This is a genomic window from Mycobacterium sp. MAA66, assembly GCF_041261665.1.
In the GTDB taxonomy this organism is placed as follows: Bacteria; Actinomycetota; Actinomycetes; order Mycobacteriales; family Mycobacteriaceae; genus Mycobacterium.
In genome coordinates, this window is record NZ_JBGCCC010000012.1 from 95,694 (window position 1) to 112,124 (window position 16,431).

16 protein-coding genes are annotated in these 16,431 nt (G+C 66.5%); all 16 read left to right on the top strand.

Going from position 1 to position 16,431, the window contains the following annotated elements; genetic code table 11:
- Position 1 precedes the first annotated feature (1 nt).
- Positions 2 to 1,081: a phospho-N-acetylmuramoyl-pentapeptide-transferase gene (mraY, locus tag ABIA30_RS24515; RefSeq protein ID WP_370070266.1), complete on the top strand. Its 1,080-nt coding sequence runs from the start codon at positions 2 to 4 to the stop codon at positions 1,079 to 1,081.
- Positions 1,082 to 1,201: 120 nt separating this feature from the next.
- Positions 1,202 to 1,861 carry a DUF5642 family protein gene (locus ABIA30_RS24520; protein ID WP_370070267.1) on the top strand — a complete coding sequence of 220 codons (660 nt, stop codon included), beginning with the start codon at positions 1,202 to 1,204 and terminating at the stop codon, positions 1,859 to 1,861.
- 167 nt (positions 1,862 to 2,028) lie between these two features.
- Positions 2,029 to 3,789: a putative lipid II flippase FtsW gene (gene ftsW / locus ABIA30_RS24525; RefSeq protein ID WP_370070269.1), complete on the top strand. Its 1,761-nt coding sequence runs from the start codon at positions 2,029 to 2,031 to the stop codon at positions 3,787 to 3,789.
- Complete coding sequence (gene murG / locus ABIA30_RS24530) at positions 3,786 to 4,910, top strand: undecaprenyldiphospho-muramoylpentapeptide beta-N-acetylglucosaminyltransferase (RefSeq protein WP_370070271.1); 1,125 nt, start codon at positions 3,786 to 3,788, stop codon at positions 4,908 to 4,910. The genes ftsW and murG overlap by 4 nt, the downstream gene beginning before the upstream one ends.
- A complete protein-coding gene (gene murC, locus ABIA30_RS24535) occupies positions 4,907 to 6,361 on the top strand; it encodes a UDP-N-acetylmuramate--L-alanine ligase (RefSeq protein WP_370070273.1) in 1,455 nt (484 codons plus the stop codon). The genes murG and murC overlap by 4 nt, the downstream gene beginning before the upstream one ends.
- A complete protein-coding gene (locus ABIA30_RS24540) occupies positions 6,358 to 7,407 on the top strand; it encodes a cell division protein FtsQ/DivIB (protein ID WP_370070275.1) in 1,050 nt (349 codons plus the stop codon). Before murC ends, ABIA30_RS24540 begins: the two co-directional genes overlap by 4 nt.
- 180 nt (positions 7,408 to 7,587) lie before the next feature.
- Complete coding sequence (gene ftsZ, locus ABIA30_RS24545) at positions 7,588 to 8,751, top strand: cell division protein FtsZ (RefSeq protein ID WP_370070278.1); 1,164 nt, start codon at positions 7,588 to 7,590, stop codon at positions 8,749 to 8,751.
- 12 nt (positions 8,752 to 8,763) lie between these two features.
- Positions 8,764 to 9,480 carry a peptidoglycan editing factor PgeF gene (gene pgeF, locus ABIA30_RS24550; protein WP_370070279.1) on the top strand — a complete coding sequence of 239 codons (717 nt, stop codon included), beginning with the start codon at positions 8,764 to 8,766 and terminating at the stop codon, positions 9,478 to 9,480.
- On the top strand, positions 9,477 to 10,226 hold the full coding sequence (locus ABIA30_RS24555; protein ID WP_370070281.1) for a YggS family pyridoxal phosphate-dependent enzyme: 750 nt from the start codon (positions 9,477 to 9,479) through the stop codon (positions 10,224 to 10,226). Before pgeF ends, ABIA30_RS24555 begins: the two co-directional genes overlap by 4 nt.
- A gap of 68 nt (positions 10,227 to 10,294) precedes the next feature.
- Entirely contained in the window at positions 10,295 to 10,942 is a 648-nt protein-coding gene (locus ABIA30_RS24560) for a cell division protein SepF (RefSeq protein WP_370070283.1), read from the top strand.
- Between the two features lie 141 nt (positions 10,943 to 11,083).
- Entirely contained in the window at positions 11,084 to 11,383 is a 300-nt protein-coding gene (locus ABIA30_RS24565) for a YggT family protein (protein ID WP_370070384.1), read from the top strand.
- Between the two features lie 232 nt (positions 11,384 to 11,615).
- The gene (locus ABIA30_RS24570) at positions 11,616 to 12,413 is read left to right on the top strand and encodes a DivIVA domain-containing protein (RefSeq protein WP_370070285.1); all 798 of its coding nucleotides are present in this window, start codon (positions 11,616 to 11,618) and stop codon (positions 12,411 to 12,413) included.
- Between the two features lie 10 nt (positions 12,414 to 12,423).
- Positions 12,424 to 13,092 (top strand): hypothetical protein, encoded by a 669-nt coding sequence (locus ABIA30_RS24575; protein WP_370070287.1) that lies wholly within the window; start codon positions 12,424 to 12,426, stop codon positions 13,090 to 13,092.
- Positions 13,093 to 13,230: 138 nt separating this feature from the next.
- Positions 13,231 to 13,950 (top strand): FadR/GntR family transcriptional regulator, encoded by a 720-nt coding sequence (locus tag ABIA30_RS24580; RefSeq protein WP_370070289.1) that lies wholly within the window; start codon positions 13,231 to 13,233, stop codon positions 13,948 to 13,950.
- Positions 13,951 to 13,956: 6 nt separating this feature from the next.
- The gene (locus tag ABIA30_RS24585) at positions 13,957 to 14,781 is read left to right on the top strand and encodes a sterol desaturase family protein (protein WP_370070291.1); all 825 of its coding nucleotides are present in this window, start codon (positions 13,957 to 13,959) and stop codon (positions 14,779 to 14,781) included.
- Positions 14,782 to 15,027: 246 nt separating this feature from the next.
- Positions 15,028 to 16,431: a nitrate/nitrite transporter gene (locus tag ABIA30_RS24590; protein ID WP_370070386.1), complete on the top strand. Its 1,404-nt coding sequence runs from the start codon at positions 15,028 to 15,030 to the stop codon at positions 16,429 to 16,431.

Below are 16,431 nucleotides of genomic sequence, written 5' to 3' on the forward strand. Positions count from 1 at the left end.
GTTGATCCAGATACTTTTTGCCGTCGGCATCGCCCTTGCAGTGTCGATCGTGCTGACCCCGGTATTGATCCGGCTGTTCACCCGTAGGGGTTTCGGCCACGAGATCCGCGAGGACGGCCCGGCCAGTCATCAGAAGAAGCGCGGCACCCCGTCGATGGGTGGTGTGGCCATCATCGCCGGCATGTGGGCAGGCTACCTGGGCGCACACCTGGTGGGTCTGGTGACCGACGGCGAAGGGCTGGAGGCCTCGGGCCTGTTGGTCATGGGCCTGGCCTCGGCGCTGGGTGCGGTGGGTTTCGTCGACGACTTCATCAAGATCCGTCAGTCCCGGAACCTGGGCCTGAACAAGACCGCCAAGACGGTCGGCCAGTTGCTCGCGGCCGTGTTGTTCGGTGTGCTGGTGCTGCAGTTCCGCAATGGCAATGGGGACGCGCCGGGCAGCGACCGGCTGTCCTACGTGCGTGAGATCGCGACCGTCGCGCTGGGCCCGTTGTTGTTCGTGTTGTTCGTGGTGGTGCTGGTCAGTGCCTGGTCGAACGCGGTGAACTTCACCGACGGTCTGGACGGGCTGGCCGCCGGCTCGATGGCGATGGTCAGCGGGGCCTACGTGCTGATCACGTTCTGGCAGTACCGCAACGCCTGCTCGGCGCATCCCGGGCCGGGCTGCTACCACGTGCGGGACCCGCTGGACCTGTCCCTGGTGGCGGCGGCGACCGCGGGCGCGTGCATCGGCTTCCTGTGGTGGAATGCGGCACCGGCCAAGATTTTCATGGGTGACACCGGTTCGCTCGCGCTCGGCGGCATTGTCGCCGGTTTGTCGGTGACCAGCCGGACCGAGACGTTGGCCGTGGTGCTCGGCGCCCTGTTCGTCGCCGAGGTGACCTCGGTGGTGGTGCAGATCCTGGCTTTCCGGACGACGGGCCGACGGGTGTTCAGGATGGCGCCGTTCCATCATCACTTCGAGTTGGCCGGCTGGGCCGAGACTACGGTGATCATCAGGTTCTGGTTGCTGACGGCCATCGCCTGTGGGCTGGGGGTTGCGCTGTTCTACAGCGAGTGGCTTTCAGCCGTGGGCGGCTAGTCCGACACAGCCGTGGGCGGCTAGTCCGACACAGCCGTGGGCGGCTGGTCAGCTGAAGCTGTGGGCTGCCAGTCTGCGGTTTTTGGTCGGATCGTGCTGTGGCACAGTACAGTTCGCGTCATGACCATTGGCAAATCACTGATCTGGCCCGTGACCCTGGTGTCCGTCCTGGTCGCCGGTTGCGGCGATCATGGGGACAAGGCCGGTGCTCCGTCGTCGGGTGCCTCGGGCAACTACGACATCACGAAGGTCATGTCGGTGAAATCCAGTCTTCCGGCGGGCTTTCAGTCCATCGATATCCCGCGCGCCGTGGTGTCCCCGGATCAGCTGGATGCCCCGGGTGTCGGCGCGCTCAGCGTCGGGCCGCCGTCGACGGTGACGCCACCGGAGTGCGCCGTGCTGCTCAAGCCTTTCGGCGCGGTGGGGGCGGGGGCCGATGCCACGGGATTCATCGCCGACCAGGCTGACAAGTCCATCGTGGTGATGGCTGCGACTGCGGCCAAGACCGCGGGGCCGATCACCCAGGCCGGCTGTGATCACATCACCGTCACCTCGCCCGACGGCATCACCGGAGCCATCGACAGTGTTCCCGCTCCGGCCATCAAGGACGTGCCGACGGCCGGACTGCTCGCGCGGGTCACGGCTGTCGGCAAGACCACCGAGCAGACGACCTTTTCCGCGGCCCTGGGTGATCGGACGGTCGTCGTGGTGCAGGGCGATGTGACGGCGGAGGTTGCCGCAGATCTGCTCAGCAAGGCGGTTGCTGCGCTTCTGGGATGACCTGCGCAGATGGTGGCCGGTCGGGTATCGGTAATTTGCTGATTCGTACGACACGCGCCGGATGTCCCGGCCCCAGCGTCTGTGACGGGGGAGGATTCTGGGGTGCAGGGGACAACTGGGGCTGAAGTTACTGCTGTGACTCGTGTGAGCAGCGAGGTCGAGTAACCGTGGCCGCCATCCTCGACAAGCTGCGCCGGCGCACGGCCGTGCAAACCGAAGACACCAAAACCGCCGAGACCGGGGCTGCGGAGGACAACTCCACCGCGGACACTCCGGCAGAGGCCAAGGCTGCCGAGGCCAAACCCAAACCGGAAGGCCCACGCACCCGCTTCGGCGCCTGGCTGGGTCGGCCGATGACCTCGTTCCACCTGGTCATCTCGGTGGCTGCACTGCTGATCATCCTGGGCCTGACCATGGTGTTGTCAGCCTCTGGTGTGCACTCGTACGACGAGGACGGTTCGCCCTGGACCATCTTCGCCAAACAGGTGCTGTGGACGGTCATCGGCCTCTTCGCTTTCTATGTCGCGCTGCGGGTGCCGATCGCGTTCATGCGTCGGATGGCGTTGCCGGCCTTCGTGGTCAGCCTGGTCCTGGTGGCGTTGGTGCTCGTGCCCGGCATCGGCCACCTCTCCAACGGTGCCCGCGGGTGGTTCGTGGTCGCCGGGTTCTCCATGCAGCCTTCGGAGCTGACCAAGATCGCCTTCGCCATCTGGGGTGCGCACCTGCTGGCCACCCGCCGGATGGAGAACGCGACACTGACCGAGCTGCTGGTCCCGCTGGTGCCCGCGGCCGTGCTGGCGCTGGGTCTCATCGTGGCGGAGCCCGACCTGGGGCAGACGGTGTCGGTCTGCATCATCCTGCTGGGTCTGCTCTGGTACGCGGGTCTGCCGCTCAAGTTCTTCGTCAGTGGCATGTTGCTCGCGATGGGCGGTGCGGCCATGCTGGCGGTGTCGGCGGGCTATCGGTCCGATCGGGTGCGGGCCTGGCTGAGCCCGGACGACGACGTGCTGGGCATCGGTTACCAGTCCCGGCAGGCCAAATTCGCGTTGGCCAACGGTGGCATGTTCGGCGATGGCCTGGGTCAGGGCACCGCCAAGTTCAACTATCTGCCCAACGCGCACAACGACTTCATCTTCGCGATCATCGGTGAGGAGCTCGGGTTCATCGGCGCGCTCGGCATGCTGTGCCTGTTCGGGTTGTTCGCCTACACCGGCATGCGCATCGCCCGGCGCTCCGCCGACCCGTTCCTGAGGCTGCTGACCGCGACGACGACGCTGTGGGTGGTCGGGCAGGTGTTCATCAACGTGGGCTATGTGCTGGGGCTGCTGCCGGTCACCGGCATCCAGTTGCCGCTCATCTCGGCAGGTGGAACAGCAACGGCGACAACGCTTTTCCTGATCGGTCTGATCGCCAACGCGGCGCGCCACGAGCCCGAGGCGGTGGCCGCACTGCGCGCCGGCCGGGAGGACCGGGTGAACCGGATCCTGCGGCTGGCGCCGCCGGTGCCCTACTCGCCGACCCGGCTGGACTCGGCCCGCGATCGGCTGCGGGCCAAGGCTGACAAAACGAAGGCCGACAAGGTGAGGGCCGAGAAGGCGAAAGCCGACCGGGCACGGGCCGACAAAGCCAAGGCCAAGGTCAAGGCGGACAAGGCCAGAGCCGAGAAGCCGTCGCCGCGTCGTCCCGCGCCGCAGCGCGGTGAGCAGCGCCGACGTGCCACCGAACCGTCCGCGAGTGGCAGGACCACCCGTCAAGCCCGGGCGGAGCAGCCGACCCGGGCGGGCAAGACCGACCGAGGCAAAGCCGTACCGGCCGACGGGGCAGCGCGACGCACAGGGCATCATGGAGCCCGTCAGGGTCAACAGCGACGTGACCCGCGTTCGCAGGACCGTCGGGTCCGGTCAATGGAAGGTCAGCGCTTCGGGTGAGTGTGAGTTCGGGCGGAATCTCGGTCGTCCTGGCAGGTGGCGGTACCGCCGGCCACATCGAACCCGCGATGGCGGTGGCCGATGCGCTCAAGGCTCTACGGCCCGACGCACGGATCACCGCACTGGGTACGGCCCGTGGTCTGGAGACCCGGCTGGTTCCGGAGCGGGGATACGACCTGCAGCTCATCACGCCGGTTCCGGTACCCCGCAAGCCCTCGTTGGATCTGATGCGGTTGCCCATGCGGGTGTGTTCCGCGGTTCGTCAGACGCGTGCGGTACTCGATGAGGTGCACGCCGACGTGGTGATCGGTTTCGGCGGTTACGTTGCGGCGCCGGCCTATCTGGCCGCGCGCGGTGGCCTGCGGCGGCGCGCGGTGCCGGTGGTGGTGCACGAGGCCAACGCCAGCGCCGGCTGGGCGAACAAGCTCGGCGCGCGCTCGGCCCGGCGGGTGCTGGCCGCGGTGCCCGGTTCGGGCCTGCGGCGCAGCGAGGTGGTCGGCATCCCGGTGCGCGAATCCATCACCGCGCTGGATCGGGCGGCGCTGCGCGCACAGGCCCGGGAGTTCTTCGGGTTCGCCGACGACGCCCGGGTGCTGCTGGTGTTCGGCGGCTCACAGGGCGCCCAGTCGCTCAACCGCGCCGTTTCCGGTGCTGCGCAAGACCTTGCCGCACACGGGATTTCGGTCCTGCACGCGTACGGCCGCAAGAACATCCTCGACTTGCCGGTGCCGACGGTGGGTGCGCCGCCGTACGTCGGCGTGCCGTACCTGGACCGGATGGATCTGGCCTATGCCGCAGCCGATCTGGCCATCTGCCGGTCCGGTGCGATGACGGTGGCCGAGGTGACCGCGGTCGGTATGCCGGCGGTGTATGTGCCGCTGCCGATCGGCAATGGCGAACAGCGACTCAACGCACTGCCGGTGGTCAACGCCGGTGGCGGTCTGCTGGTCGAGGATGCCGATCTGACACCGGATTTCGTGGCCGACAAGGTCGGCAGCCTGCTCGCCGACCTTGCGGCGCTGGAGGCGATGACCGCCGCGGCATCATTGGCCGGGCACAAGGATGCAGCCGTTCGGGTGGCCCAGGTCGCCCTGGATGTGGCCGCCGAGGGCGCCCGGTGAGCGCCGCGCAGCTGCCCCCCGAGCTGGCTCGGGTGCACATGGTGGGGATCGGTGGCGCCGGCATGTCTGGCATCGCCCGCATCCTGCTGGACCGTGGTGGTCAGGTGTCGGGCTCGGACGCCAAGGAATCCCGTGGTGTCGCGGCGCTACGCGCTCGCGGTGCCTCGGTCCGGATCGGGCACGACCCCTCGGCGTTGGACATGCTGCCCGGCGGCCCGACCGTCGTGGTCAGCACCCACGCCGCCATCCCGAAGGACAACCCCGAACTGGTCGAGGCGCGTCGCCGCGGTATTCCGGTGATCATGCGGCCGGTGGTGCTGGCCAAGCTGATGAACGGCTACACCACGGTGCTGGTCACCGGTACCCATGGCAAGACCACCACTACCTCGATGGTCATTGTGGCGTTGCAGCACAGTGGTTTTGATCCGTCCTTCGCAGTCGGCGGAGACCTGGGTGAGGCCGGTACCAACGCCCACCACGGCAGCGGCAGCTGTTTTGTCGCCGAAGCAGACGAGAGCGACGGCTCGCTACTGGAATATGCACCGGATGTGGCTGTGGTGACCAATGTCGAAGCCGACCACCTGGACCATTTCGGCAGCGAAGAGGCCTACAGCGCGGTGTTCGACGAGTTTGTGGCCCGGTTGCGTCCGGGCGGTGCGCTCGTGGTGTGCGCCGATGATCCCGGCGGCGAGGCGCTCGCCGACCGGTGCGCGCAGCGTGGCGTCCGGGTGCTGCGTTACGGGAGCGCGCCGCGCGCCGGTCTGGAGGCGACGCTGCTCACCTGGCAGCAGCAGGGCACCGGCGGGGTGGCGGCGATCCAGTTGGCGGGCGAACCGCACAAGCGCGGCATGCGGTTGTCGGTGCCGGGGCGGCATATGGCGCTCAATGCGCTCGCGGCCCTGTTGGCGGCCCGCGAGGCCGGCGCCGACCCGGAGACCGTGCTCGACGGTCTGACCGGGTTCGAGGGAGTGCGCCGGCGTTTCGAGTCGGTGGGCACCGCCTACGGGGTACGGGTGTTCGATGACTACGCCCACCATCCGACCGAGGTGCGGGCCACCCTGGACGCCTTGCGCGCGGTGGCCGGGACGGCTCGGTCAATTGTGGTGTTCCAGCCGCATTTGTATTCGCGGACAAAGACTTTCGCGCGCGAGTTCGGCACCGCGCTGAGCCGGGCCGATGAGGTCTTCGTGCTCGACGTGTATGCCGCGCGCGAGGCGCCGCTGCCCGGGGTCAGTGGCGCCAGCATCGCTGAACACGTCACTGCGCCAGTGCATTACGTCCCGGACTTCTCGGCGGTGGCTGACCTGGTTGCGTCCAGGTCCGCTCCCGGGGACGTAGTGGTCACCATGGGTGCCGGTGACGTCACGCTGCTGGGACAGGAGATCCTGACCGCACTGCAGGTCAAGGCCGACCGGGCCGCTCCGGGTCGGCCGGGCCAAGGGCGGACATGACCGAGGTCCCTGGCGCGCCAACCGGCGATCCGGAGGACACTCACGTCCCCGAAGGCACCGATGGTCCAGTGTCGGCCGAACCACAGACGGACGCGGATTCCGAGGTGGCCGAGGCTGATTCGGTCACCGAGGTGGTCGCCGACGGGGTCGGCGGTGAGGTCGCCGGTGAAGAATCCGCGGGTGCGGAAGCGGAGGCCGTCGAAGAGCCGGTCGATCCGGCATCCCCGGATTACGAGGGGCCACGCCGGAGAGCCCGCCGCGAACGTGAGGAGCGCCGCGCCGCGCTGGACCGGGCCATGGCCATCGAGCAGGCCCGGCGCGAGGCCAAACGGCGCGCCATCAGCGACGGCATGGAGCCGGCCAAGACGCCGGCCCGCGGGGTGGTCCGCGGTCTGAAGCTGCTGATGTGGTCGGCGTTGGCCGCGGTGCTGGCGGTGGCGCTGGGTCTGGTCCTGTACTTCACCCCGATCATGTCGGTGCGCCATCTCGTCGTCACCGGGTTGGCGGCGATCAGCCAGGACGAGGTCGAGCAGGCCGCCGCGGTCAAGGACGGCACGCCGCTGCTGCAGGTCAACACCGATGCGGTGGCCGAGCGGATCGCGACCATCCGGCGGGTGGCCAGTGCTCGGGTGCAGCGGGAGTATCCGTCGACGCTGCGGATCACCGTGGAGGAGCGGGTGCCGGTCGCGGTCAAGGATTTTCCGGATGGTCCGCATCTGTTCGACAAGAACGGCGTGGATTTCGCGGCCGCGCCGCCGCCGCAGGGGTTGCCGTATCTGGACACCGACAATCCGGGGCCGTCGGATCCGCCCACCGAGGCGGCGCTGCAGGTGTTGTTGTCGCTGCGGCCGGAGGTGGCCAGTCAGGTGGCCCGGATCGGTGCGCCGTCGGTGGCGTCGTTGACGCTGACCCTGCTCGACGGTCGTGAGGTGATCTGGGGGACCACCGACCGGACCGAGGAGAAGGCGCTCAAGCTCGGGGCGTTGCTGACGCAGCCGGGACACACCTATGACGTGTCCAGCCCTGACCTGCCCACGGTCAAGTAACCGACACCACGAAAATTTGCGGCGATTCCTCGGCGCGCCTGCGCCGATAGTTCGGGCGGTCGCCATACGGTTCAGATCACGCGGAACTACTTGACATAACTCTAAGCCTATGGTTGAGGTTGAGGGTTTAGGTTGAAGAAGTTTTGCTCCGGACAACCGATCCAGGGAGGAAGACGACCAATGACACCCCCGCACAACTACCTCGCCGTCATCAAGGTAATCGGCGTTGGCGGTGGCGGCGTCAATGCCGTCAACCGGATGATCGAACAGGGCCTTCGCGGCGTCGAGTTCATCGCCATCAACACCGATGCCCAGGCGTTGCTGCTCAGTGAGGCCGACGTCAAGCTCGACGTGGGCCGTGAGTCGACCCGTGGTCTGGGTGCCGGCGCCGACCCCGAGGTGGGACGCAAGGCGGCCGAGGACGCCAAGGATGAGATCGAAGAGCTGCTGCGCGGGGCCGACATGGTGTTCGTGACCGCAGGCGAGGGCGGCGGCACCGGTACCGGTGGCGCGCCCGTCGTGGCGTCCATCGCCCGCAAGCTCGGTGCGTTGACCGTGGGTGTGGTGACCCGTCCGTTCTCGTTCGAGGGCAAGCGCCGGTCGAACCAGGCCGAGTCGGGCATCCAGTCGCTGCGCGAGAGCTGCGACACCCTGATCGTGATCCCGAACGACCGACTGCTGCAGATGGGCGATGCCGCCGTCTCGCTGATGGACGCGTTCCGCAGCGCCGACGAGGTGCTGCTCAACGGTGTGCAGGGCATCACCGACCTGATTACCACGCCCGGTTTGATCAACGTCGACTTCGCCGACGTCAAGGGCGTGATGAGCGGCGCGGGCACGGCCTTGATGGGCATCGGCGCGGCACGCGGTGACGGCCGGGCGCTCAAGGCTGCCGAGATTGCCATCAACTCGCCGCTGCTGGAAGCCTCGATGGACGGCGCTCAGGGCGTGCTGATGTCGGTGGCCGGTGGCAGTGATCTGGGCCTGTTCGAGATCAACGAGGCCGCGTCGCTGGTGCAGGACGCCGCTCACCCCGAGGCCAACATCATCTTCGGAACGGTCATCGACGACTCGCTCGGCGACGAGGTCCGGGTGACGGTCATCGCGGCCGGATTCGACTCGGCCGGGCCGAGCCGCAAGCCGGTGGCTTCGCCCAGCGGTGCCGCGGCGGCAGTGTCGACCATCAAGAGCGGTGCGCACGGCAAGGTCAGCTCGTCGGTGTTCGAGCCGGTCGAGGCGGTCAGCGTGCCGGCCCACACCAACGGCACCACGGTCCGCATCGGCGGTGGTGATGACGGCATCTCCGATGACGACGTCGATGTCCCGCCATTCATGCGGCACTGATCTACTCGAATCGTGACCTTTCGGATACGACGGGTAACCACCACACGGGCGGGCGGTGTGTCCAAGCCGCCGTTCGACACGTTCAACCTGGGTGATCACGTTGGTGACGACCCAAAGGCCGTGTCCGCCAACCGGTCTCGGCTGGCGGATGCCGTCGGGCTGGGGCCGGACAGCCTGGTCTGGATGAACCAGGTACACAGTGACCACGTCGAGGTTGTCGAGGCCCCCGGAACTGGAGCCGGGGGAGCGTTCGACAACACCGACGCATTGGTGACTGCCACGCCGCGATTGGCACTGGCAGTGATCACCGCGGACTGCGTGCCGGTGTTGTTGGGCGACGCCCGAAACGGTGTGGTCGGTGCGGTGCACGCCGGGCGGGTCGGTGCCGCCAAGGGCATCGTGGTCCGCGCGGTCGAGGCGATGGTGAGCCTCGGCAGCGACGTCGCCGAAATCTCGGTGCTGCTGGGCCCGGCGGTCAGCGGGCGCAACTACGAAGTGCCCTACGAGATGGCCGACGAGGTGGAGGCCACCCTGCCCGGCAGTGTGACCACCACGGCCCGTGGCACGGTAGGCCTGGATCTGCGCGCCGGAATCGCCCGGCAGCTCGCCGGGTTGGGTGTCACGGCCATCGACATCGATCCGCGGTGCACCGTCGATGATCCGAATCTGTTCAGCCATCGGCGCGGCGCCCCGACCGGGCGACTGGCGTCGGTGGTGTGGATGGAATGACGTCGCCGTCGGCCTCTCGGCAGGCCGAGCTCGCCGAGGCGCTGGCCCGGGTGCGGGCCCGGTTGGCGACGGCGGTGGCGGCGGCCGGGCGCGACCTCGACGATGTCGCATTGCTTCCGGTGACGAAATTCTTTCCGGCCTCCGATGTCATCGGACTTCAGAATCTGGGTTGCACCGAATTCGGTGAGTCGCGTGAGCAGGAAGCCGCGCGCAAGGTGGCCGAGGTTGATTCGGTATTACCGGACACGACAATTCGCTGGCACATGATCGGCCGAATTCAACGCAACAAAGCCCGCGCGGTGGCCACTTGGGCGGCTGCGGCGCATTCGGTGGACAACGTCGCGCTGGTTGCTGCACTGGCCCGCGGTGCGGTCGCCGCGCTGGAGCTGGGGCTGCGATCCGAGCCGTTGCAGGTCTACATCCAGGTCAGCCTCGACGGCGATCCGGCCCGCGGTGGGGTGTCGGTCCAGCACCCCGATGAGGTGGACGAGTTGTGTGCGGCTGCCAAGGCGGCCGACGGTTTGCAGTTAGCCGGGCTGATGGCGATTCCGCCGCTGGCCAGTGACCCCGACTCGGAGTTCGCTCGGCTGCAGGACGAATTGCACAGGGTACAAACGCATTACCAGCAACCCCTGGGGCTGTCGGCCGGCATGTCCAGCGACGTGGAGATCGCCGTGAAATACGGGTCGACCTGTGTGCGTGTCGGTACCGCGCTAATGGGACCGCGTCCTCTAACGTCACCATGAGTAGTCACTCCAGTCACACTTACATCACAGTCACCACACAAACTGGTCTTAGCTATTAGGGGCATCCGATGAGCACACTGCATAAGGTCAAGGCCTACTTCGGTATGGCGCCGATGGACGATTACGACGACGAGTACTACGACGACGAAGACCGCTCGTCGCGCCCCTACCCGCGCCGCGCCCGCGACGAACACTTCGAGGATGACGACTACGGTCGCGGAGAGTCGCGCGGCTACGACGAGCGCATGGGTGGCCGCGAGTACGGACGCGAAATGGTCGGTGGCCCAATGGGTTACCGTGGTGGCTACGACGAGATGCCAGTTCGTGGCCCGCGTGAGTTCGAGCGTCCCCGGTTCAACACACTGCGTGGTGCCACCCGTGGCGCGGTAGCTATGGAGCCCCGCCGGATGGCTGAGCTCTTCGAGGCCGGTAGCCCGCTGGCCAAGATCACCACGCTGCGCCCGAAGGACTACAGCGAGGCTCGCACCATCGGCGAGCGGTTCCGCGACGGCACCCCGGTGATCATGGATCTGGTGTCGATGGACAACGCCGACGCCAAGCGTCTGGTTGATTTCGCGGCCGGTCTGGCGTTTGCCCTGCGTGGTTCGTTCGACAAGGTCGCCACCAAGGTGTTCTTGCTGTCCCCGGCGGACGTGGATGTCAGCGCCGAGGAGCGTCGGCGGATCGCCGAGGCCGGCTTCTACAGCTACCAGTAACCAGAGCTTTTCGAACGGACCCCTTCGGCCCACGCCGGAGGGGTCTGAGTTCTGGCCGGGGTAGGCTGATTTCACCCGGCGCCCCTGCCTGCGGGGATGTTGCGCCGGTCTCCTGTTCACACGGTAGTGAGGTTCACTGCGTTGGCGTTGTTCTTCGAAATCCTGGGCTTTGTGCTGTTCGTTTTCTGGTTGTTGTTGATCGCTCGTGTGGTGATCGAGTTCATCCGGTCGTTCAGCCGGGACTGGCAGCCCAAGGGGCTGACGGTGGTCATCCTGGAGGTCATCATGACGGCTACCGACCCGCCCGTGAAGCTCATGCGGCGGGTGATTCCGCAGCTGACCATCGGCGCGGTGCGTTTCGACCTCTCGATCATGTTGTTGCTGTTGTTGGCCTTCATGGGGTGGGAGATGGCGTTCAAGGCCGCGACTCCGGCGTTCTGATCAGCGGAAGTAGAAATTACATCTTTGTCATTAATGCGACGTTGCTGGCGGTGTCGGCATTGGCCGCACTTGCGGAAATTCCAATGAAACACTGAAATTCGTTCTTAATTCCGCACCTCGTCCGCAACCGCAGGGTCTGCTGTGACAGGATGGACGCCAGTTACTCGACGAATGCTTTACAGGCTTTACACTTTGAAACCGATTGACGGTCCAGACTCCAAGGGGGCAGACGATGCCGCTTACACCAGCTGACGTTCACAACGTCGCGTTCAGTAAGCCGCCCATCGGCAAGCGCGGCTACAACGAGGACGAGGTCGATGCATTCCTCGACCTCGTCGAGAACGAGCTGACCCGGCTCATCGAGGAGAACACCGATCTCCGTCAGCGGGTTGCCGAGTACGAGCAGGAACTGACGGCGGCCCGCGCGGGCGGCGGCGTTCAGGCGACGCAGGCGATGCCGGTCTACAAGGCTCCTGAGCCCGAACCCGTGCCCGTGGCTCCGGTGGTCGCTGCTCCGGTGGCCCCGGCCGCGCCGGTCAGCGAGGACCACCATGTCCGCGCTGCCAAGGTGCTGAGCCTGGCCCAGGACACTGCCGATCGGCTCACCGGTTCGGCGAAGGCCGAGTCGGAAAAGATGCTCTCCGATGCGAAGGCTCAGGCCGACGCCTTGGTCAGCGACGCCAAGAAGTCAGCCGAGGCGACGCTCTCCGATGCGAAGAAGCGTGCCGACGCCATGCTGGCCGACGCGCAGACCCGGTCGGAGACCCAGCTGCGTCAGGCGCAGGAGAAGGCCGACGCACTGCAGGCCGATGCCGAGCGCAAGCACACCGAGATCATGGGCAACATCAACCAGCAGCGTGGCGTGCTTGAAGGTCGCCTCGATCAGCTGCGCACCTTCGAGCGTGAGTACCGGACCCGGCTCAAGACCTACCTGGAGTCGCAGCTGGAGGAACTCGGCCAGCGCGGTTCGGCGGCACCCGCCGAGTCGAATGCCGGTGGCGAGGGTGCTGGGTTCAACCGGGGCAGCTGACGGCTGACTCATGCTGATCGTTGCTTTGGTCCTGGCCGTAATCGGCCTGGCAGCGCTGGTGACGGCCGTCGTCACCAGCAACGAATTGATCGCCTGGGTTTGTATCGGTGCGAGCGTGATCGGCGTGCTGTTGCTGATCGTCGACGCGCTGCGGGAGCGTTCGCGCGGCGGGCAGTCCCCGGCGCAGGACGCGGAGGACGCCAACGACACCGAGGCCGTCCAGGAGTACCCGCAGGAAGCCGATGAAACCGAGTCGGACCAGCCGGCAGAGGTGAAAGACGCTGCCGTCGAAGGGGATTCATCGGACGAGTCGGCCGATGAAGAAGCTGCGGGGGAGCCTGTCGCCGAGGAATCCGCGGAGGCAGCCCAGGAGCCTGCAGCCGAGTCGGAATCCGAGCCCGAGGAGCCGGCCGACGAGTCCGAGTCGGACGTCGCCGAGGATACCCATGCCGAGGCCGAAACAGCGTTCGAACCCGAGCCCGAAACAGCGGCCGAACCGGAGGCCGGAGCTGAGCCCGAGCCTGCGGCGGAAGCCAAAGACGAGGCGCGGGACGAGTCCGAGCCTCGGGCCGACGACAAGCCTGCGGCCGACAGCGGCACTCCGACCCCGACGACCGTCCAGACACCAGCCGAATCCCAGCCGCGTGGTCTGCTGGGGCGTCTGGGGCGTCGGCGCTGACCCGCCAGGTCCCACCGAGCAAGTAAAAACCCGTGAGCGCACTGCGCCCACGGGTTTTTTGTGTGCGGGCCTGATGTGACCCAGATAACTGGTCCAACCAGTTGACCAGTTTGGGATCCGGCCGAGATGATTCAGGGCATGGAAATCGAGCCGATCGCCCGGGCCGCGGTGTCCGATGCCGTGTTCGCCCACCTCGTCGACGAAATCCTGTCGGGACGCATCGAGGTCGACGCTGCGCTGCCGTCGGAGCGTGAGCTGGCGCCGGCCTTCGCAGTGAACCGCCACGCGGTGCGTGAGGCGCTCAAGCGGCTGCAACAGGCCCGGCTGATCAGGATCAGTCACGGCGGTAAGACTCGCGTCGAGGATTGGCGGAAGACCGCCGGTCTGGATGTACTGAGCACCTTGGCGTCGACCGGCGCGGTGCCGGCAGTGCAGATCGCCCGCGACATCATGGTGATGCGCCGCTCGGTGGCCGCCGACGCCGCCCGGTTGTGTGCGCGCAACGCCACGGACAGTCAGCTGGCGGCGGTCGCCGCGGCGGCGGTGGCCTACCCGCCGGAGTGGACGGACGACTCCGTCGCTGCCGACCTGGTGTTCTGGACCCTGGTGATCGACGGCGGCGGCAACCTGGCCTACCGCCTGGCGCTGAACACGCTGGTGGCCGCGTTCGCCGATATCGGCTTCGACATGATCGCCCAGCTCGGCACGGCCGCCGAACTGGCTGACCGAGATGCGCATATCGCCCTGGCGGAGCGGCTGGCCGCCCGCGACGGCGACGGTGCTCACCGGCTGGCCGACGAGCTGCTCGGCCGGGTCGTCGAAACCCTTTCTGCCACTGACGCTTCCGGCCAGGAGTAGCCATCCGTGTTCGACCTGATCCTGCATGCGGTGCCGGTGTTTGTGCTCTGCCTGGTGCTCGAAGCCCTGTCCTTTTATCTACTGCCCGACGAGGGCGAGGTTGGCTACGAGTTACGGGACTCCCGTACCAGTCTGACCATGGGCATTGGCAACGTCATCATCAACATCGGCTGGAAGCTGGCAGTGCTGGCGGCATTCAGTGGGGCCTACCTGCTGGCGCCGGTGCACCTGCCGGCCGGCAACCCGCTGACCTGGATCGCGCTGTTCTTCGCCGACGACTTCGTCTACTACTGGTACCACCGGACCCACCACACCATTCGGGTGTTCTGGGCCAGCCACGTCGTGCACCACTCCAGCGAGCACTACAACCTTTCCACCGCCCTGCGTCAAACCTGGACACCGTTCACCTCGCTACCGTTCTGGTTGCCTCTCGCCTTCGGTGGCTTCTCGCCGTGGATGATCCTGCTGCAACAGTCGATCAGCCTGCTCTACCAGTTCTTCATTCATACCGAGCGGGTCGGAAAACTTTGGCGGCCAGTTGAATTCGTGATGAATACGCCATCGCATCATCGGGTCCATCACGGTTCCAACAACCAGTACCTGGACACCAACTTCGGTGGCATCCTGATCATCTGGGATCGGTTGTTCGGCAGCTTCGAGCCCGAAGGCGAGCGGGTGGTCTACGGACTGACCAAGAACATCAAGACCTTCAACCCGCTGCGGGTGGCCACCCACGAGTACGGCGCGATCTGGCGTGACGTGCGGACCGCGCGGACCTGGCGGGCTCGCTGGGGCCACACTTTCCGTGGGCCCGGCTGGACCCCGTCGTAGCCCCCGGTCGATTCTCGACAGGTGGTTCCCGCGAGCGCACGGGGCTGTGACGGTACGCACAGTTACCGCGAATGTTGCCGCAGCGTTTCAGTCACGATGCCGTTGTGAATCCTGCGGTGCACCAACCCTACTGCGGCATGTGAGTCGGGTTTGACGCGTCGTACACGATTGCGCAACGGTCACGGAATCGCGCACTCGTACAACTGTTTCAAACAGCTACGAGCATCTGGAGCCAACGTGACAGTACTGAGCCGCAGCCATGACATCGAACACTGGGACGCCGAGGACGTCGAAGCCTGGGAGTCCGGCGGAAACCGGATCGCCCGCCGCAACCTGATCTGGTCCATTGTTGCTGAGCACGTGGGCTTTTCGGTGTGGTCCATCTGGTCGGTGATGGTTCTGTTCATGCCGCAGAACATCTTTCACATCGACGCGGCCGGCAAGTTCTACCTGGTGGCCATGCCGACCCTGGTCGGCGCGATCATGCGGGTGCCCTATACCGTCGCCCCGGCCAAGTTCGGAGGCCGCAACTGGACGGTGATCAGCGCGCTGCTGCTGGTCATCCCTACGACGTTGACGCTGTGGGCGATGACCACGCCGGGAACCTCGTACACGACATTCATGGTGATCGCGGCGGTCGCCGGTCTCGGCGGCGGCAACTTCGCTTCGTCGATGACGAACATCAATGCCTTTTATCCACAACGGCTCAAGGGCTGGGCGCTGGGCTTGAACGCCGGCGGTGGAAACATCGGTGTCCCGGTCATTCAGTTGGTCGGCCTGCTGGTGATCGCCACGGTCAGCAACACCGCCGCCTGGCTGGTGTGTGCGGTGTACCTGGTGCTGATCGCGCTCGCCGCTCTCGGCGCCGCGCTGTTCATGGACAATTTGCGTAATCAGAAGTCCAACTTCGGTGCCATCGCGGAAGTATTGCGCTACAAGCACTCCTGGGTGATGAGCTTCCTGTACATCGGTACTTTCGGTTCCTTCATCGGATTCTCCTTCGCCTTCGCGCAGGTGTTGCAGATCAACTTCCTGGCCGCCGGGAACACCGCTGCACAGGCTGCTCTGCACGCCGCCCAGATCTCCTTCCTGGGTCCGCTGTTGGGCTCGATCTCCCGGCCGTTCGGCGGCAAGCTGGCCGACCGGATCGGTGGCGGCCGGATCACTCTCTACACGTTCGTGGCGATGATGTTCGGCGCCGGCATCCTGGTCGCCACGGGCAGCATCGTCGACGGCCGTCACGGAGTCGCCAACAGCACCGAGATGACCTGCTATGTCATCGGTTTCATCGCACTGTTCATCTTGTCCGGCATCGGTAACGGGTCCACCTACAAGATGATCCCGGCGATCTTCGAAGCCAAGGCTGCCGACATGGACGGCCTGGACCGCGACGAGAAGGCTTCCTGGGCCCGTCGGATGTCGGGTGCACTGATCGGATTCGCCGGCGCCGTCGGAGCCCTGGGCGGCGTATTCATCAACCTGGTGCTGCGGGCGTCCTACGTCGGTTCGGCCAAGTCTGCCACCAACGCGTTCTGGGTATTCCTGGCCTTCTACGTGGTGTGCGCCGTGGTGACCTGGGCGGTGTTCCTCCGGGTGAGTCGCACCGAGGGCCGGGTCGCGATGGTTCCGCAGCCCGTGGGGGCGAGCTAG

What these genes read in the sequence shown, in the direction of transcription:
- ftsZ (WP_370070278.1), top strand. Translation starts at nt 7,588, where the DNA reads ATGACACCCCCGCACAACTACCTCGCCGTCATCAAGGTAATCGGCGTT.
- ABIA30_RS24540 (WP_370070275.1), top strand. Translation starts at nt 6,358, where the DNA reads ATGACCGAGGTCCCTGGCGCGCCAACCGGCGATCCGGAGGACACTCAC.
- ABIA30_RS24560 (WP_370070283.1), top strand. Translation starts at nt 10,295, where the DNA reads ATGAGCACACTGCATAAGGTCAAGGCCTACTTCGGTATGGCGCCGATG.
- ABIA30_RS24580 (WP_370070289.1), top strand. Translation starts at nt 13,231, where the DNA reads ATGGAAATCGAGCCGATCGCCCGGGCCGCGGTGTCCGATGCCGTGTTC.
- ABIA30_RS24575 (WP_370070287.1), top strand. Translation starts at nt 12,424, where the DNA reads ATGCTGATCGTTGCTTTGGTCCTGGCCGTAATCGGCCTGGCAGCGCTG.
- ABIA30_RS24555 (WP_370070281.1), top strand. Translation starts at nt 9,477, where the DNA reads ATGACGTCGCCGTCGGCCTCTCGGCAGGCCGAGCTCGCCGAGGCGCTG.
- ABIA30_RS24570 (WP_370070285.1), top strand. Translation starts at nt 11,616, where the DNA reads ATGCCGCTTACACCAGCTGACGTTCACAACGTCGCGTTCAGTAAGCCG.
- ABIA30_RS24520 (WP_370070267.1), top strand. Translation starts at nt 1,202, where the DNA reads ATGACCATTGGCAAATCACTGATCTGGCCCGTGACCCTGGTGTCCGTC.